At 64.1% G+C, this 21,375-nt stretch carries 17 protein-coding genes and 1 riboswitch; of the genes, 7 read left to right on the forward strand and 10 right to left on the reverse strand.

What is annotated here, in order from left to right:
• Positions 1 to 129: 129 nt before the first annotated feature.
• The 6 genes from QM996_RS09015 to QM996_RS09040 form a co-directional block, all read right to left on the reverse strand.
• Complete coding sequence (locus QM996_RS09015; RefSeq protein WP_500270129.1) at positions 130 to 2,955, reverse strand: mechanosensitive ion channel domain-containing protein; 2,826 nt, start codon at positions 2,953 to 2,955, stop codon at positions 130 to 132.
• Between the two features lie 126 nt (positions 2,956 to 3,081).
• Positions 3,082 to 3,642 carry a DUF924 family protein gene (locus QM996_RS09020; RefSeq protein ID WP_500270130.1) on the reverse strand — a complete coding sequence of 187 codons (561 nt, stop codon included), beginning with the start codon at positions 3,640 to 3,642 and terminating at the stop codon, positions 3,082 to 3,084.
• A 335-nt stretch (positions 3,643 to 3,977) separates the two neighbouring features.
• Entirely contained in the window at positions 3,978 to 5,045 is a 1,068-nt protein-coding gene (locus QM996_RS09025; RefSeq protein WP_500270131.1) for a FecCD family ABC transporter permease, read from the reverse strand.
• A gap of 3 nt (positions 5,046 to 5,048) precedes the next feature.
• Positions 5,049 to 6,002 carry an ABC transporter substrate-binding protein gene (locus QM996_RS09030; protein WP_500270132.1) on the reverse strand — a complete coding sequence of 318 codons (954 nt, stop codon included), beginning with the start codon at positions 6,000 to 6,002 and terminating at the stop codon, positions 5,049 to 5,051.
• Positions 5,999 to 6,805: an ABC transporter ATP-binding protein gene (locus QM996_RS09035; protein ID WP_500270133.1), complete on the reverse strand. Its 807-nt coding sequence runs from the start codon at positions 6,803 to 6,805 to the stop codon at positions 5,999 to 6,001. The genes QM996_RS09030 and QM996_RS09035 overlap by 4 nt, the downstream gene beginning before the upstream one ends.
• Before the next feature lie 22 nt (positions 6,806 to 6,827).
• Positions 6,828 to 7,241 (reverse strand): DUF1636 family protein, encoded by a 414-nt coding sequence (locus tag QM996_RS09040; RefSeq protein WP_500270134.1) that lies wholly within the window; start codon positions 7,239 to 7,241, stop codon positions 6,828 to 6,830.
• Between the two features lie 105 nt (positions 7,242 to 7,346).
• Positions 7,347 to 7,562, reverse strand: a riboswitch (cobalamin riboswitch).
• Between the two features lie 442 nt (positions 7,563 to 8,004).
• Between QM996_RS09040 and aspT the strand changes: the two genes are divergently transcribed.
• The 4 genes from aspT (at position 8,005) to QM996_RS09060 (ending at position 14,080) form a co-directional block, all read left to right on the forward strand.
• Positions 8,005 to 9,693, forward strand: a complete 1,689-nt coding sequence (gene aspT / locus QM996_RS09045) for an aspartate-alanine antiporter (RefSeq protein ID WP_500270135.1) — start codon at positions 8,005 to 8,007, stop codon at positions 9,691 to 9,693.
• Between the two features lie 50 nt (positions 9,694 to 9,743).
• The gene (locus tag QM996_RS09050; protein ID WP_500270136.1) at positions 9,744 to 11,396 is read left to right on the forward strand and encodes a bifunctional aspartate transaminase/aspartate 4-decarboxylase; all 1,653 of its coding nucleotides are present in this window, start codon (positions 9,744 to 9,746) and stop codon (positions 11,394 to 11,396) included.
• A gap of 271 nt (positions 11,397 to 11,667) precedes the next feature.
• Positions 11,668 to 13,347: an aspartate:alanine exchanger family transporter gene (locus tag QM996_RS09055; protein WP_500270137.1), complete on the forward strand. Its 1,680-nt coding sequence runs from the start codon at positions 11,668 to 11,670 to the stop codon at positions 13,345 to 13,347.
• 283 nt (positions 13,348 to 13,630) lie between these two features.
• The gene (locus QM996_RS09060) at positions 13,631 to 14,080 is read left to right on the forward strand and encodes a DUF6678 family protein (RefSeq protein WP_500270138.1); all 450 of its coding nucleotides are present in this window, start codon (positions 13,631 to 13,633) and stop codon (positions 14,078 to 14,080) included.
• Positions 14,081 to 14,149: 69 nt separating this feature from the next.
• Here the strand turns inward: QM996_RS09060 and QM996_RS09065 are convergent, their stop codons facing one another.
• Positions 14,150 to 15,925 (reverse strand): SLC13 family permease, encoded by a 1,776-nt coding sequence (locus QM996_RS09065; RefSeq protein ID WP_500270139.1) that lies wholly within the window; start codon positions 15,923 to 15,925, stop codon positions 14,150 to 14,152.
• 412 nt (positions 15,926 to 16,337) lie between these two features.
• Here QM996_RS09065 and QM996_RS09070 point away from each other — a divergent pair, with 412 nt between their 5' ends.
• Complete coding sequence (locus QM996_RS09070) at positions 16,338 to 16,628, forward strand: hypothetical protein (protein WP_500270140.1); 291 nt, start codon at positions 16,338 to 16,340, stop codon at positions 16,626 to 16,628.
• A 12-nt stretch (positions 16,629 to 16,640) separates the two neighbouring features.
• Here the strand turns inward: QM996_RS09070 and QM996_RS09075 are convergent, their stop codons facing one another.
• On the reverse strand, positions 16,641 to 17,549 hold the full coding sequence (locus QM996_RS09075) for a LysR family transcriptional regulator (RefSeq protein ID WP_500270141.1): 909 nt from the start codon (positions 17,547 to 17,549) through the stop codon (positions 16,641 to 16,643).
• 144 nt (positions 17,550 to 17,693) lie between these two features.
• On the opposite strand from QM996_RS09075, the gene QM996_RS09080 reads away from it, so the two are divergent.
• On the forward strand, positions 17,694 to 18,086 hold the full coding sequence (locus QM996_RS09080; RefSeq protein ID WP_173516896.1) for a RidA family protein: 393 nt from the start codon (positions 17,694 to 17,696) through the stop codon (positions 18,084 to 18,086).
• A gap of 1 nt (position 18,087) precedes the next feature.
• Positions 18,088 to 19,200: an NADH:flavin oxidoreductase gene (locus QM996_RS09085; RefSeq protein ID WP_500270142.1), complete on the forward strand. Its 1,113-nt coding sequence runs from the start codon at positions 18,088 to 18,090 to the stop codon at positions 19,198 to 19,200.
• 70 nt (positions 19,201 to 19,270) lie between these two features.
• Here the strand turns inward: QM996_RS09085 and QM996_RS09090 are convergent, their stop codons facing one another.
• Together QM996_RS09090 and QM996_RS09095 are read right to left on the reverse strand one after the other, a co-directional pair.
• Positions 19,271 to 20,233: an MBL fold metallo-hydrolase gene (locus QM996_RS09090; RefSeq protein WP_500270143.1), complete on the reverse strand. Its 963-nt coding sequence runs from the start codon at positions 20,231 to 20,233 to the stop codon at positions 19,271 to 19,273.
• 88 nt (positions 20,234 to 20,321) lie between these two features.
• On the reverse strand, positions 20,322 to 21,338 hold the full coding sequence (locus QM996_RS09095) for an alpha/beta fold hydrolase (protein ID WP_500270144.1): 1,017 nt from the start codon (positions 21,336 to 21,338) through the stop codon (positions 20,322 to 20,324).
• Between the last annotated feature and the right edge of the window lie 37 nt (positions 21,339 to 21,375).

Consider the following 21,375-nt stretch of genomic DNA (forward strand, 5'->3'; position numbering starts at 1 on the left):
GCAGCAAATCAAAGTGCTACAGCGACCTTTTGCGCGTCTGATCCGACGCGCGGCGCTGCAAGCGCTCACCGGAAGAATTGCATGCTTTTTATCCTGGGCTGGCTGAATAGGCCGTGAATGCGCCGTTTATCAGCGGTTTGGATTCGCGCGGCGGCTGGCGCTTCGGCGATTGCGCGTTTCTTCCACCTCGCCCTCCTCGTCGAGCGGCGCCGCGGACGCGGTCTTCCTGCCGGAAGCGCTCGTCCTGCCCGGCGCCCTTGCCTCGGCGGACGCCCTTGCTTCGGCGGACGTGGCGCCCTTCGGCTCGCCCACCTTCTCCGGCTCGTCGCTTTCGATGCCGGTCTGGTCCTCGACCGGCACGTCCTCGATCTTCACCGGGAACGGCTCGCCGATGCCTTCGTCGCGGAAGCGCTCGTAGATCGAGATGCGCAGGTCGTTGCGCACGCCGCCGCCGGTCAACACGTCGGCGACGTAGATCCTGAGCTCGAAGGTCATGCGCTCGTCGCCGAAGGCGGTGAAGCCGACGCTCGGCGACGGGTTCTTCAGCACCATCGGATGGGCGGCGGCGATCTCGGAAAGCAGCTCCATGATCCGGCGCGGATCGCTGGCATAGCTCACGGTAACGGCGATTTCGGAACGGCCGAGCTTGTTGCGGTGGGTCCAGTTGCCGACCGACGCGTTGATCAGCAGCGAGTTCGGCATCATGATCGACTGGTGCTGGAAGGTTTCGATCTCGGTGGCGCGCACCGAGATGCGCTTGACGAAACCTTCCGTCGTGCCGCTGACGATCCAGTCGCCCACCTTGAACGGCCGCTCGACGAGCAGGATCAGCCCCGAGACGAAGTTCGAGACGATGTTCTGCAGGCCGAAACCGACGCCGAGCGAGAGGGCACCGGCGACGAGCGCGAGGTTGGAGAGATCGATGCCCGCCGCCGACAGGCCGATGAGGCCGGCAAGGCCGACGCCGGTATAGCCGATGCCGGTGCGGATGGAGTTGCGCACGCCGGCATCGACGCGGCTTCGCGCCATGATGTTGCCGTCGATCCAGCGCTGGACGAAGCGGGTAACGGCATAGCCGAGCGCGAAGAACAGGATGCCCGCGAGAATGCCGACCAGCGAAATGGTGATCGAGCCGATCTTGATGTCGGTGACCGCGCGATAGGCCCAGGCCTCGATATCGGCGATCTGGAAGCCCCATTGCAGGAGGATCAGCGGAATGAAGAACAGGACGACGAGCGCATAGATGCTCAGACCCGCCACGAGGCCGATCTGATCGAGCGCCACCTGCTCGAGATTGTAGCGCCGTTCGAGATAGCGTCCCGCAGCCGTCTCGCCGAATGCGCCCTGCTTCGCCACCGCCCGGCCAGTGAGAATGCCGATATACATCGTCACCAGGATCGCGCCGGTGATGATGATCTGGGTGGCGATGAATCGGGCAAGACCGACATAGCCGGAGGCCGCAGCGACGATCAGCGAGAGACCGATCAGCACAAGCCCGATCGAAACCAAGCGCGGCCAGGACCGGCCATGCGCGTCGAAGTCGTCGTCCTTGCGAAGCGTCGGCCGGATCCAGGCCGAGGCGATGATGATCAGGCCGATGACGATGGAGGCGACGAAGCTCTTGACCACGGTCAAGACGACCGGCGAACCGAGCGCTTCGCTGACGCCGCCGAAGAGGTAGTCGAGGCCGTTGACCAGCGCCATGGCGAAGATCGCGATCATCAACATCCGGGCGCCGCGGTCGGAAACTCGGACCAGCCGCCAGCGCGGATCGCGCGGCGAAAGCACTGCCTGGGCAAGCCGGGTGATGAAGAACACCACCACGCTGACGCCGAGCGTGATGGCGACGATCGGCGCGATGTCGGAGCGCAGCACGTTGAACGAGTGCAGGAAGAAGAAGCTCGACACGGCGAAGGCGGCGGAAGCCAGCGTCGGTATCATGGTCGACCAGAAGGCCACCGACAGACGCCGGAAATAGCTCGGCTCCTCGTCGGTGATATCGTGCTGGATCCAGGGGCGGAAGAGCCTGCGGCTGCCGGCGAGGAAGACGAGCGCAGCCAGCAGCGACAGGAACAGCGCCGTCAGCAACTGCACGCGCTTGTAGTTCCAGGCAAAGCTCAACCAGCTGGTGACGCTGCGGGTCAGCACGCGGGTCTCGTCGGCCGTCGCCGACAGGGCGTCGTTGAACATCGTGCCGGAGACTTCGGTGTTCTTCAGCAGCGTGTTGGAAAATAGCGCGCGGCGCGTGGCCGTAATCGCGTTGGAAAGCTTGGTCGACTGAACCGAGAGGCCCTCGGCCTCGCCGGTCAGCGCGTTGATGGCGCCGCGCTCGGCAACGAGCCGCTTGCGCTCGGCGGACACGATGTCCGCCTCCGGCGGCTGCCCTTCGCCCGGCGGGTCGCCGAGTTCGGTGAGCCGCGCCTTGATCTCGTCGAGGCGCGGACGGGTCGAGACCGATACGCCGATGATCTGTTTCGAGAGCGCATCGACCTGGACCTTCAGTTCCGCAAGCGCGGTATCGTCGTCCTTCGCCTTGTCGACGAGGTCGGTCAGCCGCTTGAGCTCCTCGCCGGCCTTGGCGAGCTGCTCGGTCGCCTGGGTTTGAGCCGGTGGCGCGGCATCGGCCGGTACCGTCTGCTCGGCGGGCGGCGTTGCCGTCTGCGCCGGTTGAGCGGGAGTCGCGGCCGGCTCGGTGGCAGCGCCGGGAGTCGCGCCCGGCGTCGCACTATTGTCAGCGGGTTGCGCACCTTCCTGCGCCGGCGCCGTCTTGCCGGCCGGTTGCGTTGCCGTCTGGCCCGACTGAGCGGGCGCCGTCTTCTGCGCCGGCTGTGCTGCGTTCTGAGCCGTCGCCTGTGCCGGCTGCGCCGGCTTTTGCGCCATGACCGGCCCCGCAGCGGCAAGCGCCAGCAGGCAGAGGAGAATGGCAGGCAATTTTCCGACAGAACGCAATTTCATGATCCTTGCAGGTTGAGACCGTGATGCGGAATCGCGTCAGTGGTCATCACAATGCGATGTGAATACGAAAGACGGCGGAAAGATGCAAAAGCCGCTGCCAATTGCACTCCAACGCCGGATTTTTCGTCAGAAACCGGCGCCGGGCTGTGCCAGATAGGCAAGCTCGGCCTCCGTCGAGACGCGGGCCAGGAAGGCGTTGCGGTGCGGGAAGCGGCCGAATTGTTCGATCACCTCGCGGTGCCGGATGGCATAGTCGAGATAGTCGGCGTCGCCGAGTTCGGTGAAAAGCTTCACCGACATGGTCTGGTCGGTCAGGTTTTCCGAATGCTCGAACGGCAGATAGACGAAGGCGCGCGCCTCCGGCTTGATCGCCATGTCGGCGCCGATGCCCACGGCGAGCTTCGCCTCGTGCAGCGCCAGGCAATCGGTCGCAAAGGCCAGCGGCGTGCCGCGATACATGTTGCGCGGCATCTGCTCGAGCAGGATGATCGCCGCCAGCCGGTTTTCCGGCGTCGCCCGCCAGATCTCGCTCACCCCGCGGGCGAGCGCCAGATGCGACGCCTGGAACCGACGAATGCAGGCCGCATCCAGTTCGCCGCTCACCGTGAACCAGTCGTCATAGCTGAGCTCGCCGAACCAGAAGTTCAAAACGTCGTCAGGCGTGCAGATTTCAACGTCCTTCGTCATTTGCTTCCTCGTGCCCCTCTGCTGCCACTCCCGCCCCTTTCGACGCCTGATCGGCAGCCATGCATGCGCTACTGCATGTCTCCTTAAATCGACCTCGATTTAAGGACAAAGACATGCAGCAAATCAAAGTTCTACAGCGACCTTTGCGCATCTGATTAGACGCGCGGCGCTGTAGAGCGCCGTGCATTCAGATGAATGCACTAAGGTCGCTCTAGCACTTTGATTCTAGAGCATCTTTCCGCTTTCAAGTGATTCCACTTGAAAGTGGGATGCTCTAAGACATAGGCGCGGACCGGCCCATGTCCATGCACGCACGCCCAATGTCGATGCACGCCTTACGCGCGCCGGGTGAGGATGGCAACAAAGGCGATGCCGCCGACGATGCCGGTGACGACGCCGATCGGCATGTCCTCCGGCGCCATGATGACGCGGGCGGCGAGGTCGGCCATGATCAGCGTCAAGGCGCCAAAGAAGGCCGAGAGCGGAATGACCCGGACATTGTCACTGCCGGCAAAGAGCCGCACGAAATGCGGCACCATCAGCCCGACGAAGCCGATTGCGCCTGAAAAGGCCACCATCACCCCGGTCAGGAGCGCGGTGACGACGAAGAGCGTCAGGCGGAAGCGGCGCACGGGAATGCCGAGCGTCGTCGCCGTCTCATCGCCCATGGCCAGCGCGTTGATCTCGCGCGACCGGACGACCAGCCAGCCGAGCGAGACGACGAGCACCAGCGCCGGATAGATGAGATGCGGCCATTGCGCGAGGCCGAGGCCGCCGAGCATCCAGAAGATCACCGTGTGGGTCGCCCGCGGGTCGCCGAGGAAGATCATGAGGTTGCCGATCGACGTCAGCACGAAGGCGACGGCGACGCCGGCGAGCACCAGGCGATCGGCACTGGTGCTGAGTGCGCGGGAAACGAAGGCGACCAGCACGGTTGCCAGGAGCGCGCCGCCAAAGGCAAAGAGCGGCACCGTGAGAAGACCAAGGATCATTCCGGTGTGGAGCAGCGCCACGATCGCACCGAGCGCGCCGCCCGAGGAGACGCCGAGCAGATGCGGATCGGCGAGCGGATTGCGCGTGACCGATTGCAGCACGGCGCCGGTCAGCGCCAGGCCGGCACCCACGAGCCCCGCCAGCAAGACCCGCGGCAGACGCACGTCCCAGACGATGCTTTCTCGGCCTGCCGACCAGAGGGCCTCGATGCTGCCGGGCACGAGCTTGCTTGCAACGATCGACCAGACGGTGGCGACAGGAATCGGCGCCGAGCCGAGCGACACGCCCGCGGTCACGGTCGCGAGAAGCAGCAGCAGGGCCGCGAACAGCCCTACCCCGCCGCGGATCGCCCGAACGGGAGGGACCCGCGAAACGGCAACGGGACCAGGCGACGTATCCTCGGCCAGCATCGGTTACAGGCCTTCGCCGTGAAAAGCCTTGGCGAGCCGGGCGATGGCGTCGACGTTGCGCGGCCCCGGCGTCGCCTCGACATAATCGAGCACCACGAAACGGTTATTCCTGACCGCATCGATATTGGCAAAGGCCGGATTGTTCTTCATGAAGGCGATCTTGTCCTCGGCCTTCACCTCGCCGTAGTTGACGATGACCACGACCTCCGGATTGCGATCGATCACCGGCTCCCAGGAGACTTCCACCCAGCTCTTGTCGACATCGTCCATGATGTTGGCGCCGCCGGCGGCCTCGATCATCGCCGTCGGGATGCCGAAGCGGCCCGAGGTGAACGGCTTTTCCTCGCCGGAATCATAGACGAAGACGCGGATCGGCTTGCCGCGGCCGGCATTGGCCTTGGTGATGTCGGCGAGCTGGCTGCGATAACCCGCGACCAGCGCCTCGGCGCGATCCTCGACGCCGAAGATGCGGCCGAGATTGAGGAGATCGACGAACATGTCGTCCATCGAAGGCTTTTCCCTGGCCATGACGTGGATGCAGGATTCTGTGAGTTCGTAGACATTGATCTTGAAGGGGGCCAGCGTCTCGGGCGTCACCTCGCCGCCGACCTTCATGCCGTAGTTCCAGCCGGCGAAGAAGAAATCCGCGTCGGCGTTGAGGAGCACTTCCTTGGTCGGATATTTCTCCGAGAGCTCCGGCAGTTCCTTCACGCCTTCGCGCAACTTCTCATCCAGCGTCTTCCAGCCGGAGACACCGGTGTAGCCGACCATGCGGTCCTGCAGTTTCAAGGCCAGCATCATCTCGACCAGATTGACGTCGTTGGCGATCGCCCGTTTCGGCGCGGCATCGAAGGTCACCTCGCGGTTGCAGCTCTTGACCGTGACCGGATAGGCGAGCGCGGGCGCAGCCGTGGCGATGAGAAACAGGAAGGCAGAGGAAGCAATGTTGATCTTCATGAAATGGATCCCTGTCGAGGAAGTGAAAAGGAAAAGCGCGCGCCGCCGGCAGCGACAGTGCCGTGGGCGGTGGCGGTGACGCCGAAGGCGGTGGAGAGTGCCCGCGGGCTCAGCACGTCCTCGGGCGTTCCGAAGGCCGTCAGCCGCCCCGCCGTCACGATCGCCACGTCGGTTGCGAATTCGGCGGCGAGATTGATGTCGTGCAGCGTCGAGACGATCGTCAGCTTCAGCGTCTGCAACAGCTCGAGGATTTCGAGCTGGTGGCGGATGTCGAGATGATTGGTCGGCTCGTCCAGGATGATGACGCGCGCCTCCTGGGCAAGCGCCCGGGCGATCAGCACCCGCTGCTTTTCGCCGCCCGAGAGCGTCGAGAACTGGCGGCCGGCAAGATGGGCGAGATCGAGATGGGAGAGCGCGTGCTGCACGCGCTCGCGGTCCGTCTCCGTCCAGCCGTTGAGCCCTTCCCGCCGCGGGATACGCCCCATCATCACGACGTCGCGCACGCTGAACGGAAAATCGCCGGGCATTTCCTGCAGCACGACGGCGATCGTCTTTGCCGCTTCGCGCGCCGAAATCGACCAGAGGTCGACGCCGTCGATGTTGATACGGCCCGCGTTCGGCTGCACCGCCCGGTAAAGGCAGCGCAAGAGCGAGGTTTTGCCCGCCCCGTTCGGCCCAAGGATCGCAAGCCGGCTGCCGGCCGCGATCGCGAAGTCCATGTCGTCGACCAGCTTCAGCCCCGGGCGCGGCCCCCAGCAAAGCCCCTCGACGCGAAGTGCGGCTCCTGTTGCGGTGCAGGTCATGGTCTCATCCCTCCCCGCACCGTCATTGGAAGTGACCCGCAACGTCTTCGGAGACGAGCATCGCCGCCGGGATGCGGGCAAGCGTCTTGCCTTTCGGCCCGCGCGGCCGGTCGGCGGCACGCACCATGCCGTCGCCGCGCTCGGCATGGGTGGCGGCAAAGCGGACGAGATCGTCGATATCCTCCTCGGGCGAAATGCCGCCAAAGAGATAGGTCGCCTTGCCCGTCGCCTGGAAAGCGATGGTGCAGGGTCGCGTGCAGGCCGCCATGCAGACCGTGCCGGCGATCGAGAAATCGCGATCGAGCGGCTCGCCGAGCGCGGCAATGCTGCGGTTGAGACGCTTTATGAGCTCGGCGCCGGGCATGCACGGGCCACCGGTAAAGCGGCAATCGGTAGAGACCGTTATCTTGTGCTGTCGGGAAGTCGTCTCGGCCATGTTCTCTCTCCGTGGGACTGACGGCAAGAGATGGCGAAACGGCAGGAGGACGGATGACCGTCGCTTGGAAGCCAGTTCTTTTCCATCGGAACACCCCGTCCGTTGTGGTTGATCGGTTCGATGGCAGGTCTCCTGGCTCGCGGGTCGCGGCGCATCCACGTCTTCCCGGCTTGTCGCCAGTGACATGGTGTGAATGCGCTTTCCGCTCACAGTTGCGGGGGCAGCCACGGTTTCGGTCCCGTCAGGGTCGTCCGTTCCGTGTTCCCTTTTCAGCCGCTTCCGCATTTCCGCGGACGCAGCACCATCAACGCCTTCCTCGCATGAATCGCTGGATGAAACAACTGCTGGGGGCATGGGCTCCGAATCTATCAACATGCGGCGTTTCGTCATGCGTGACTGTTATAAAATAACATTACAAAGATCAATGCAAAAATTGGTGGTCGTGCCGCGACGCGACCGCGCCCGCGGATCGGAACGAAACGCCGCCGCGCTCCCGAAGCTGCCTTCCCACGCCGATCACCACCGCCCGGACCGATGCTTGCGGACCGACGCCGACGCGCCCTCCTTGGCACGCACTATGCCCAAAATCCGGGAAGTTTAACGTACGTTACGCTTACGTAACCCCATGACCGTTGAGAAAATCAACGGCCGAAGAGACTATTGGCGAACTGGGATTGGGCATCGACAAGCCACCGAAAATCAACCTAGCCGCGCAAGTCCCGAAATGAAGTGATGGCCACTCAACGTTCTACAGGGGATAGCAGTGAACCCAATTGACTTCTTCGTCGAGACGCTTCGGACCTATCCTCCGGTTGCCGTCTTCCTCGCCCTCGGCATCGGTTTCCTGATCGGCCCCATCAAGGTCGCGGGCTTCAATCTCGGAAACGTCACCGCCACGCTTCTTGCGGGCGTTCTTATCGGGCAGCTCGGCATCCAGGTGTCCGGTGACCTGAAATCCACCTTGTTCCTGATCTTTCTGTTCGCCGTCGGTTACGGTGTCGGCCCGCAATTCGTGCGGGGCTTGAGCACCGACGGGCCGAAGCAGATCGCCTTCGCCCTTTCGGTCCTGGTGCTGTGCCTCGTCGTTCCCTATCTCTGCGCGCTGATTGCCGGCCTTCCGCTCGGCTACGGCGCCGGCATGTATGCCGGATCGCAGACGATCTCGGCCGCGATCGGCGTTGCGACCGACCAGATCAATTCGCTCGGGCTGACGCCCGAGCAGGCCAAGACCTTTGCCGACCAGATTCCGATCGCCTATGCGGTGACCTATATCTGGGGCACGATCGGCTCCGCGATTATCCTCGCCCAGCTTGGGCCAAGACTTCTCGGTATCGATCTTCCGGCCGCTTGCAAGGAATATGAGGCAAAGCTCGGCGGCGGCTCCGAGAGCAGCGAACCCGGGATTACCCGCGCCTATCACGATTTCGGGCTCCGGGCCTATCGCATCGATCAGGCGAGCGGCCTCACCGGAACTCCGGTCAGAAACCTGCTTCCCGGCATCCGCGTCTATGTCGAACGCCTGCGCCGCGGCAACGAGATCATCGAGGCGGATGGTAATACCGTGCTGCAGCCGGGCGACATCGTCGCCTTCTCCGGCCGCAGAGCCCTGCTCGTCGAAAACCTGGATTCCAAGCTGACGGAAGTCGAGGACAAGGAACTCCTCAACGCCGAGGCCGAGGTCGTCGACGTCTACGTGACCAACAAGGCGCTCGCCGGCAAGACGCTTGCCGATGTCAGCACCGAGGACTGGGCACGCGGCGTCTATGCCCGCAAGATCGTGCGCTCGCTGGTCGAGATCCCGGTCCTGCCGGGCACCACCGTCGAACGGGGCGACATCGTCACCATCGGTGGCGCCAGGCGGCATGTCGAAGCGGCGATCAAGGCGCTCGGTTTTGCCGACCGTCCGGTCGAAACCACCGACATCGCCTTCCTCGGCTGGGGCCTCTTCATCGGCGCGATGGTCGGTGCGCTGACACTGACGATCGGCGGCATCCCGATCGGCCTTTCCACGTCGGGCGGCGCCCTGCTGGCCGGTCTCGTGCTCGGCTGGCTGCGCACCACCTACCCCGCCTTCGGCCGGATCCCCTCGCCGGCGCTGTGGCTGATGAACACGCTCGGCCTCAACATCTTCATCGCCGTCGTCGGCATCGGCGCCGGCCCGGGCTTCGTCGCGGGCCTGCAGGAAGTCGGCATCTCGCTCTTCATCTGGGGCGTGGTCGCAACCTCCATCCCGATGATCGCCTCGGTGCTCATCGGCCACTTCGTCTTCCGCTTCCACCCGGCGATCCTGTTTGGCGCCTGCGCCGGCGTCCGGACGACGACGGCGGCGCTCGGCATGATCCAGGAAGCGGCCAAGAGCAAGGTCCCTGCGCTCGGCTACGGCATGCCCTACGCCATCGGCAACACGCTGCTGACCATCTTCGGCCTCGTCATCGTCATCATGCTCGCCTGAGGCGGGCCTGAAATCAAAACATCATTCAAAATTCACAGGGAGTGTGGATCATGTTGGACAGAAACTTCTACGACAGCATTTCCGACCTCAGCCCGTTCGAGATCAAGGATGAATTGATCAAGCTCGCCAAGGTCAGCGCCCAGAAATCCGCAAAGGCCTTCCTCAATGCCGGCCGCGGCAACCCCAACTGGACGGCGACGCGGGCCCGCGAAGCCTTCTTCCTGCTCGGCCAGTTCGCGCTGACGGAAGCCAAGCGCGCTTATTACGACCCAAAGGCCGGCGTCGCGGGCATGCCGCCCCAGGACGGCGCGCATCAGCGCTTCCAGAAATGGATCAAGAAGCAGTTGCAGGTGACGTCCGACGTGGACGAAGAGGACGAAGGCGTTCCGCCGGCAAGGACCCTGCAAAGCGCGGTCGACTACGCCATCACCACCTTCGGCTTCGACCCGGATGCCTTCGTGCACGAACTGACCGACTCGATCATCGGCGACAACTATCCGGTTCCGGACCGGGCGCTGCACCACAACGAGATCGTGACCCATGAATATCTGATGTGGGCAATGTGCGCCGGCCACCGGCCGGACGTGAAGTTCGATCTCTATCCGGTCGAAGGCGGCACCGCCGCCATGTGCTACATCTTCAAGGCGCTGAAGAACGCCCGCATCTTGAACGCCGGCGACACGATCGCGCTCGGCACGCCGATCTTCACGCCCTACCTCGAAATGCCGCAGCTTGAAGACTACACGCTGAAGACGATCAATGTCAGCGCCGAGCAGGAAGACCGCTTCCAGTTCACCGACGAGGATATCAAGGCGCTGGAAAACCCCGAGGTGAAGGCGCTGTTCCTGGTCAATCCCGGTAACCCGTCGGCCGTGGCCCTCGATCCGGATTCGATCAAACGACTGGTCGATCTGGTCAACAACAAGCGTCCTGATCTGATCATCCTCACCGACGACGTCTACGGCACCTTCGTGCCCGGGTTTCAGTCCCTGCTCGGCCATCTGCCCCGCAACACCATCGGCGTCTATTCCTATTCGAAATATTTCGGCTGCACCGGCTGGCGCCTCGGTGTGATCGCCGTTGCCGAGGACAATATCTTCGACGCGAAGATCAAGGCGCATCCCGAGCCGATCCAGCAACTGCTCGAAAAGCGCTACAAGGCAATGACGCCGAAGCCGCGCGAGGTGAAGTTCATCGACCGCATCGTCGCCGACAGCCGCGACGTGGCGCTGAACCACACCGCCGGCCTTTCGCTTCCCCAGCAGGTCATGATGACGCTCTTCAGCCTGGTCGAACTGATGGACGTCGAGAAGGCCTACCAGAAGGCCTGCATCGCCATCTGCGTCAAGCGCTTCTGGAACCTCGTCGAGGGCATGGGGGTCGAGTCCAACCCGGGCATCTACTTCGACCACTATTACGGCATCATCGATTTCGAGTTCTGGCTGCGCAAATATGTCGGGCAGGATGTCGTCACCTGGGTGAAGGACAACATCCACCCGCTCGACATTCCTTTCCGGCTCGCCGAAGACCACGGCATCGTTCTCCTGAACGGTTCCGGCTTCGATGCGCCAAGCTGGTCGGCGCGCGTTTCCTTCGCCAATCTCAATGACGATGCCTATTCGCAGATCGGCCGCGCCGTGCGCTCCGTGGCGCGCGGCTACGTCCAGACCTACCAGGCGGCCAAGGGCCTGAAGATCAGCTGACCAATCGAGGCGGCCGACCAGTCGGTGGCCGGCCGCTTCCGCCTCCAGCGCGGCGCGTCTTGTGAGACACACATAGGCCGGCGCAGGCACTTTGAATGCCCGCGTGTTTTTGTCCTGCGATCGCGTTTGAAGGAACATGCGGTTCAGCCAGAAGCAGACGCCCCTGTAGTTCAGCCACACCCCGATTTTCCGGCGGGATCCTGCCGGCAGTCAGGCAGCGCATCATCAGGCTGAAGGCACCCATTCGGCCTGAGCGAGGAGGAGACGCCGCGTGATCGACCACCTTTTCAGCATCCTGCGGGCGCATCCGGAGCTCGCGCTGTTCCTCGCGCTCGGCATCGGCTACGCGATCGGCAAGATCACCATCTTCGGCGTGACCATCGGCGCCGTCACAGGCTGCCTGTTGGCCGGCGTGCTCATTGGCCAGACTGGCGCCGAACTGTCCAACGACGTGAAGCAGGCGTTCTTCCTGCTGTTCCTCTTCGCCATCGGCTATCGCACCGGCCCGCAATTCTTCCAGAGCCTCAATGCCGATGCCCTGCCCCAGATCGCCGTCACGGTGACGCTCTGCGTCGCAGCCCTCGCGGTAGCGGTCCTTCTCTCGATCTTCTTCGCTTTCGATCTCGGCACGGCCGCCGGCGTGCTTGCCGGCGGGGCGACGGAATCGGCGACCGTCGGCGTCGCGATCGATACCTTCCGCAAGACGGCGCCGACACCCGAAGCCGCCAGCCAGTTCGAATCCGCCGTGGCCACCGGCTTTGCGGTCGCCTATCTCGTCGGCGTCGTCACCGCCATCCTCGTCCAGTCGCAGCTCGCACCGCGCCTGTTTGGCCGCAGCCTGAAAGAGGCCTGCGCCGAGCTCGAAGCCGAGCTCAACATCGCCCCCCATAACCGCGGCGATACCGCCCGCCGCGAAATCGAAGCGCGCGCCTTCGAGATCGCCGACACATTGGTGGGCCTCACCGTCGCGGAAGCAGAAGCGAAGGTGCCCGAGCATCAGAAGGCCTATATCGAGCAGATCCGCAGGGGCAACGAGATCATCTCCCCCGCCCCGAAAGAACGGCTGCAGGCCGGAGACATCATCGCGGTCGCGGGCCTTCGCGGTTTCCTGGTGGACTATGCAGGCCGGATCGGCACCGAGGTCGACGATCGCGAGCTTCTCGACATCCCGGTCGAAATCCTCGACGTGGTGCTGACGAACAGGGATGTCGCCGGCAAACGCCTGTGGCAGCTCAAGCAGCAGCCGGAAGCGCGCTCGGTCTTCCTGCGCGGCATCCTGCGTGCCGGCCAGCCGATCCCGATCTTCCCCGGGCTGACGGTCCGCCGGGGCGACGTACTGTCGATCGCCGGCGCCAAGCGCCATGTCGAGGACGTAGCCGCCCTGCTCGGCTATGCCGATCGCAAGACGACGGCGACCGACATGGTCTATGTCGGCGTCTTCATTTTCCTCGGCGGCCTCATTGGCATACCGGCGCTGAAACTCGGAGCGCTGGAAATCGGCCTCGGCGTTGCGGTCGGCGTGCTGATCGCCGGCCTCGTTGCCGGCTGGCTGCGCTCGGTCCGGCGTACCTTCGGCTTCGTGCCGGAGGCGACCCTCTGGTTCTTCGACAGCGTCGGGCTCTGTGCCTTCATCGCCTGCGTCGGCATCTCGGCCGGCCCGAGCTTCGTCACGGGCCTCGTCCAGTCCGGCCCGGCGCTCGTCATCGCCAGTTTCCTGATCTGCCTGGTCTCGCATCTCGCGGCCCTGGCGCTCGGCCGCTGGGTGTTCCGCATGAATGAAGGCGTGCTCGCCGGCACCTGCTGCGGCGCCGGAACGTCGGCGCCGGCGCTCGCCGCCGTGCAGGAAAGTGCCGGAAGCCAGGTACCGACATTGGGCTATGGTCTCGGCTACGCGATCGGCAACGTGCTCTTGGCGCTCTGGGGGGCGGTGCTCGTCACGATTCTCGGGTAGCGTATGAACCGATACAGGGCACCGGTGCTTCGGCAGGAGCGGTTCGCTGTTATGGAGTTGCAGGAGGGATTGGGAAGTCTTCTGCCGCGGTAGCTGCACGATCGTCGCAACGCAAAAGCGCGCGCCCTGCTTCGGTCCAACGCCCAAATCGCGCGCCGAACTCGGACCGCTCCATATAGCCAAAGGCCGCAAGCGCCTCGCACCAACGGCCGTTCTTGCTCAACGGTAGGTCAATGGCTAGTCTGGGACCTATAACCGCGCTCTTGGTGGATAGGATCGTAGAATGCTGTACATCGGCTTGCGTAGCAGGGACGAGGCCGCCAAGGTGCGCCGCGCCGTCGAGCAGCGCGGCCTGACATCTCATATGAATGACACCAAATGGCGGGCACTTTGCACGGCCATAGCCCAAAAGCTTCCGTTCCCGCCACCCTATCAGGCGAAGCTCGTTCTTTCAGAGACGGCCGATCCAGAGGTGTTTGAGGCGGCTCCTTCATATTGGGGTGACTGGGCGAGAACGCCTGAAGCGTCGATGGGTATCTTTATTGAATGGCTCAAGGTTGCACCGAGAGTCAGCGTGCACATGGGGCAATTGGTGGCTCCCCGCATTGACGACTGCGCAGCCCCCTTGCGCGACATTCTGAAAGACCTGCGTATCCCGTTCAGGGAAGAAGATGGCTTCTTTATTATCTACGGGCACACCTCAAGCGCCGAAATTCTCCTGAGCCATAATTAATGGGAGTGACCGCCCCGGACCAACAGAGGCCCTTGCACAGGTTCACCGGCCGAGTAATTCATTGAGTAACTACCGCAGCGGCCACACCATCATCAGCGTCGGCACGCTGACGATGACGATCACGACGGAAAGCGGCAGGCCGAGGCGCGGATAGTCGCTGAAGCGGTAGCCGCCCGGGCCCATGACGAGCGTGTTGCACTGGTGGCCGATCGGGGTCAAGAAATCGCAGCCGGCGCCGATGGCGGTCGCCATCAGGAAGGCTTCCGGCTTGTAGCCGAGCGCCCCGGCAAAGCTGGCCGCGATCGGCGCCATGACCAGCACCGTGGCGGCATTGTTGAGAAAGGGCGTTACGGCCATCGCCGCAAGCAGGATCAGGGTCAGCGCGCCCGCAGGCGGCAGGCCGGCGGCGACGGTGCCGAGCCACCCCGCGATGAGCTCCGTCCCCCCTGTCGTTCGCAGGGAATCGCTGACCGGGATCAGCGCCGCCAGCATGACGAGGATCGGCCCGTCGATCGAGCGGTAGAAATCGCGCAAGGGAATGATGCGCAGCACCACCATGGCAAGAGCAGCGGCAAAGAAGGCGATCGGTACCGGCACGACACCGACTGCCGTCGAGCCCATGGCGGCGGCGAGAACGAGGATCGGCAGCGGCGCCTTGCGTCTGGTGCCGAGCAGGATCTCGCGCTGGGCGAGCGGCAGACAGCCAAAATCCTGCAGGAAGAATGTCAATTCGTGCCGCGCGCCCTGCAGCACCACGACGTCGCCTGCCCTCAGGCGGATGCTGCCGAGCCGTTGCTTCAGCCTTTCGCCCTGGCGGCTGACGGCGAGCAGGTTGATGTTGTGCGTGTTGAAGAGTGCCAGCCGTTGGGCCGACATGCCCTCGAGCGGCGAGCCGCTGCCGACAACCGCTTCGATTGCCTCGATCTCGGACCCGGCCTTCTCGCGACCATTGGGCGAACGGTCGCCGGCAATCTTCAGCTTGGCTTGGGAAACGATGCGATCCAGCGCCGCAGGGCCACCCTCGAACAGCAGAATGTCCTCGGCTTCGAGCTTGATGTCGGGCAGCGGCGCCAGATGCAGGCCGCGACGGAAGATGGCGATGACGACGGCACCACCGTCGCCGAGCTTGACCAGGTTGCTGAGCGGCTTGCCGATCGCCGGCGAGCCGGGAGCGACCACGGCCTCGGACGTGTAGTCGGTGATCTCGATCGCCTGGTGCACGGAGACCTGCTGGCTGGTGCGCTGCGGCACCAGCTTATAGGCAAAGAGCAGGAAGATGCAGCCGACAAGCGCCAAGGTCGCGCCGACGGGCGTGAAATCGAACATGGTGAAGCTCTCGCCGGTCAGTTCCTGGCGAACGCGCGAAACGACGATGTTCGGCGAGGTGCCGACCTGGGTCATCAATCCGCCGATCAAGGACCCGAAGGCCATCGGCATCAGGAAGATGGAGGGCTGGACGTTTGACCGCCGGGCAAACTGGAAGGCGACCGGCAGCATGATCGCGAGCGCCCCGATATTCTTGATGAAGGCGGAAAGCACGGTGACGGTGATGACCAGCAGCGCGAGCTGCGCCCGCACGGACGAAATATTGGGCAGGAACCGTTGGATCGCCGCATCCACCACGCCCGAGCGCGCAACCCCGGCACTGACGATCAGCGCACTGCCGACGATGATGACGATATCGTCGCTGAAACCGTCAAAGGCATGATCGAATGGCACGATGCCGACCGCCACCGCCAGCATCAGCGCCGAACAGGCGATCACGTCATATCGAAACCGGCCCCAGATGAAGAAGGCCATCATGGCGCCGATGACGATAAACGCGAGAGACTGTTCGGCGGTCATGCAATACCCGGTCTACACAGGAAGGGACGGACGGAGCAATGAGTAAGGCACGAAGCCGAAACGCACGACCCGCCGGAACGTTCACGGGAGAAGTAACGTATCTTTCCCCGGACCGGAATTCGGCTCAGCGACAAATCTGGGTACGAAGGCGAAATTCTCCCGTTACGGCCGCAACGCACCCACATCACCCGGCGGCCTGGAGCGGTCACGGCGCTGTCTCGTCCGTCGCCCCGCCCAAGGTGAGCACCGCCGAAACCCATGGCTGCCGACATGATTGCCCACTCTTGGATTTGCATCAGGAAATTGTACAATAGATCAAAGCGTTGCAGCGCGTTCCGCAATCCGTCCGAAGGCAAGGAACCTGCCTGCGCCTTCCGCAACAAGCGCCCCCCGCAATTCGAGGATCGCCGCCATGAAACACGCCCTTGCCGCCCTCTCCGTCGTTCTGCTTCTCAGCGGCTGCACCGCGGGCGGCTCCAGCTACTACGGCTATTCGACGAATCTCGAGCCGATCCCCGGCAGCATCACCTATGGCGGCCAGCCGCGCACCAAGCTGAAGAAGGCGCCGGTCGGCAGCATCGTGCCGCACCAGTTCATCGATTCCTATGGCCGGAAGGTCTATGAAACCTACATCATCGAACCCGACCGGTCCCTGCGCCTGACCAGCCGGCGCTGGCAGCCGGAATTCCTCTTCGACGATTGAGAAGATCGGCGATTACGGTAGGGAGCGGCAGTCTCCCCCGCCGAATTGGGCCAGAACCCAGGTCCGCAGCAGACGGGTGGCCGGCCGATCGGCCATCCGTGGGCTATAGACGAGATCGTAGCGGTCGCTCTCGAGCGTCAGTTCGAAGGGCTGGACGAGAATGCCCGAGGCAAGCTCTTCCGCCACGAGCGTGAGACTGAGAAGGGCAATGCCCTGCCCGGCCACCGCAGCCTGAACGGCATGGATTTCATCGGTAAAGGAAAGCCCCGCGCTCGCATCGACATTTGCGATGCCCGCCTGCTCCAGCCAGTGCCGCCACACCGGCGCACGGGCATCGTGGCGGCGCAGCGTTCCCCAGTCGTAATGGATGAGCGTCATGTGTCTGAGATCGGCAGTACTCGCCGGTGCCAGCCGTGGCGTACAGACCGGGGCGAAACGATCGGCAAACAATGGTTCGATGACGAGGCCCGGATAGTCACCGCCGCCCAAACGGATCGCCGCATCGGCATCCGCCTCCAGATCGACCGTCCGGTGGGAGGCGTCGAGCCTCAGCGTCCAGTCCGGATAGGCTTCGCGGAAGGAGCCGGCAAGCGGTGCCAACCGCTTGGCGACGAAGGCGACGGTGGAGGTTAGACGCGCCACCTTGCCCGCCTGTTGACGGCGAACGTCGGCAATCGCCTGCTCGAAACGATCGAGACCGTCGCGCAGCACCGGGAACAGCGTCTTGCCGGCCGCCGTCAGCTTCACCTGTCGCGTCTCGCGCTCGAAGAGCTTGACCTCCAGCAATTCCTCCAACTGCCGGATCTGGTGGCTGACGGCAGTCGCCGAAACATTCAGTTCTTCGGCGGCCAGCTTGAAGCTCAACCGCCGGGCAGCCGCTTCGAAGACCCGCAAGGCGCCGAGCGGCGGCAGCTTTCTCATCGCACCCCCCCAATGGATGAATTCAACTCATCTGTCGGCTGAGGAATCGTCCTTTGTCAGCCTGACTTCGGCCCAGCATATTGCCTGCAACAGCCAAGGCAACAGCGCCGAGCTGAGAAAATCTCAAGCATGAAAGGACAAGTCATGTCTCTCGAACAGGTCGTCACCAAGCCGGATCCCTATGCGCCCTTCCTGCTCTCCCAGGCGATCAAGGCCAACGGCTTCGTCTTCGTTTCGGGCCAGGCGGCGATCGGCGACGACGGCGCGCTCGTCGGCGAAGGCGACTTCGACCGCCAGGCCGATCAGGCTTTCCGCAACCTCGACCGCGCGCTGAAGGCGGCCGGCTCCGGGCTCGACAGGATCGTCAAGGTCACGATCTTCCTGCGCTCCATGGAGAATTTCGGAAAGATCATCGAACTCCGCCGCAAGTGGTTTTCCGCACCCTACCCCGCCGACAGCATCATCGAGGTCTCCTCGCTCTATTCGCCGCAGGCGCTGATCGAGATCGAAGCGATCGCGCTCGACGGAGACCGCTGACATGAACGCGCCGCAGATCTTGCCGTCTCCCGTTCTCACCGGAATCACCCTCAAGGGGCTCGACTTCACCAACCGCCTGTCGGTCGCGCCGATGACCCGCATCAGCGCTTCGGCCGCCGGCGTCCCGGGCGAACGCATGCTCAGCTACTACCAACGCTTCGCCCGCGGCGGCTTCAGCCTGATCACGACCGAAGGCATCTACACGGACAAGACCTATTCCCAGACCTACAGGGACCAGCCCGGCCTCACCGACAGGAAACAGGCGGCAGCCTGGCGCCCGATCGTCGACGCGGTCCATGCTGCCGGCGGTCGCATCTTCGCGCAGCTCATGCATGGCGGCGCCCTGGCACAGGGCAATCCCCATCGTCCTGATACGGTGGGCCCTTCCGCCATCCGTCCGAAGGGCAGCCAGTTGACCGGCTACCACGGTGACGGCCCCTATGCCTTGCCGCGCGAGATCAGCGAGGCCGAGATTGCCGAGGCGATCGAGGGCTTCGCCAATGCCGCCCGCCTGGCGATCGAGGTCGCCGGCTTCGACGGCATCGAGATCCACGGCGCCAACGGCTATCTGCTTGACCAGTTCTTCACCGACTTCTCAAACCGGCGCACCGATCGCTGGGGTGGCGACATTGTCGAGCGCCTCGGGCTATCACTCGAGGTCCTGAAGGCGGTGCGCGCGGTGATCGGCCCTTCCGTGCCGCTCGGGCTGCGCATCTCGCAGGGCAAGGTCAACGACTTCCGGCACAAATGGGCGGAGCGGGAACAGGGTGCTGCGAGGGTCTTCGGGGCTTTAGCCGAGAGCCCGGCCGATTTCGTGCACGTGACCGAGTTCGAAGCCTGGCAGCCGGCCTTCGAGGGCGGAGAGGCCTCGCTCGTCGCGCTTGCCCGTCGCCACGCGCCGCGTCTCTTCCTCATTGCAAATGGCAGCCTGCACGATCTTTCGCGCGCCGAAGCGGTGATGGAAGCCGGGGCAGACATGATCGCGCTCGGCCGCGGCGCGCTCGTCAATCCCGACTGGCCGCGGCTCACCGCCGAGCGCCATGAGTTGCGCCCGTTCGAACTGCCGTTCCTTGCGCCGATCAGCGACATCAAGGACAGTGAGCTCGCTCTCTGACGATGGAGCGATGGGCGTGTCTCCTGGAAGACGCGCCCGTGGCTCATGCCGCCGCCCTGAAAGAGCGCGGCTACGCCGCCACGAAGCGATAGGTAGCTCCGTTTCGCTCGGCCCGCCCGATGCCCGGATAGGCCCAGTGGTAACCGAGCAGCGCCAACCTCTCCGATGCCGCCCGATCGATCAGCGCCTTGCGGTTCTTCAAGGCAAGCTCCGCATCCGTGTCGAAGCCGAAATGCCAGTCGGGATGCTCGAAGAAGACGATATTGCTGGTCACGGCGTCCCCGGTAATCACCAGGCCCTCATGCCCGGCGCCGTCGCCGCCGGCAAGCTGGAGCGAGATGTGGCCGGGCGTATGGCCCCGCGTGTCGAGCACCTGCATGCCGCTGACGATTTCGTCGCCGGGCCTGACCAGGGTCAGCCTGTCCTGAACGGCAAACAGGTCGCGCTGCGCGCCCTTGGCAAAACCATGCAGCACCTGCGGCATCACCTTCTCGAAGTTCGGATCCGTCCAGAATTGCCACTCCCTCTCCGAGACGAAATACTGCGCGTTCGCAAAGGTGAGCTTGCCATCGGTTTTGACGGTTCCGCCGGAATGATCGGGATGGGCATGGGTCAGCACCACCTTCGTCACCTGGTCTGGGTTGATACCGGCCGCCAGGAGATTGGCGCTCAGCTTGCCGGCGCTTTCCTGAAAGTGAGTGCCGGAGCCGTCGTCGACGACGATCAGGTCATTGCCGGCGCGGATCACAGGGATATTGGTCTGGAACGGCGCGTGTTCCGGCGTGCCGCCAAGGCGGCGCATGATCTCCGGCCGCTCCTCGGGTTTGGCATCCGGCAACACGATTTCGACAGGCAGCATCAGGAAGCCGTCGCTGACGACGGAAATGTCGAAATTGCCATGCTGGAGGCGATGGCTGTCGGCGGCATAGCCGCCCTTCGGCAGCAAAAGTGAAGCGGCAAGCGCGCTGGAGGCCGCCAGGAATTCGCGACGATGGATGCGGAAAGCGTCAGAAGAAGTGCGGGAGGCGGTCATGGCTCTGGTCCTTGGCTGGAGCAATTCGGGGATCTGGATGCGTTTGGCGAACGACCGGTGCCGCACGCGGCGACACCGGCCGGCGATGTCACGCCTTGGCAAAGGCCAGCAGATCGGCGTTGAGCTGATCCTTGTGCGTGTCGGTGATGCCATGCGGCGCGCCGGCATAGACCTTGAGCTCGGCATGCGGGACGAGCTTCTTCGACGCCCGTGCCGCCGCGTCGATCGGCACGATCTGGTCGTCGTCGCCATGGATGATCAAGGTCGGCACGTCGAACCTCTTCAGGTCCTCGGTGAAGTCGGTCTGCGAGAAGGCGACGATCGAGTCATAGGTGTTCTTGTGACCGCCCATCATGCCCTGCAGCCAGAAGCTGTCGATCATGCCTTGAGAGGCGACCGCACCCGGCCGGTTGAAGCCGAAGAACGGACCGGAGGCGATGTCGCGATAGAGCTTCGAGCGATCCTTGAGGCTCGCCGCCTGCAGGCCGTCGAACACCTCCTTCGGCAGGCCGCCGGGGTTCGCGTCGGTCTTGACCATCAGCGGCGGCACCGCCGAAATCAACCCGGCCTTGGCAACACGGCCCGTGCCGTGGCGGCCGATGTAACGGCTGATCTCGCCGCCGCCGGTCGAAAAGCCGGCGAGGAAGATGTCCTTCAGATCGAGCGCATTGATGAGATCGGCCAGATCGTCGGCATAATGATCCATGTCGTTGCCGTCCCAGGGCTGCGACGAGCGGCCGTGGCCACGGCGGTCATGGGTGATGACGCGGAACCCATTGTTGGCGAGATGGAACGCCTGCGCTTCCCAGCTGTCCGACGACAGCGGCCAGCCGTGGCTGAGCACGACGACCGGACCATCCTTCGGCCCCCAGTCCTTGTAGTAGATCTCGACGCCATCGCGGGTGATGATGCGGCTGCCCATGGTCTTTGCTCCCTCAGTGCCGGAGACGCCGGCGGTTGATGCGGTGGTGGATGCGGCCTTGGCCGGCGTGTTCATTGCGCTGACCGCGGCGGCGGTGGCGGCGGCGCCAAATGCCGCCGAAAGAACCGTGCGCCGTGAAAGGCCACTGGAAACGCTTGCGGAAACTGCTTTTGCCTGTGTCATTGTCCTCGCCTCTTGATCTCTGTTGCCCGGCTTCCAT

Source organism: Sinorhizobium chiapasense (assembly GCF_045277575.1).
Taxonomy (GTDB): domain Bacteria; phylum Pseudomonadota; class Alphaproteobacteria; order Rhizobiales; family Rhizobiaceae; genus Ensifer; species Ensifer chiapasense_A.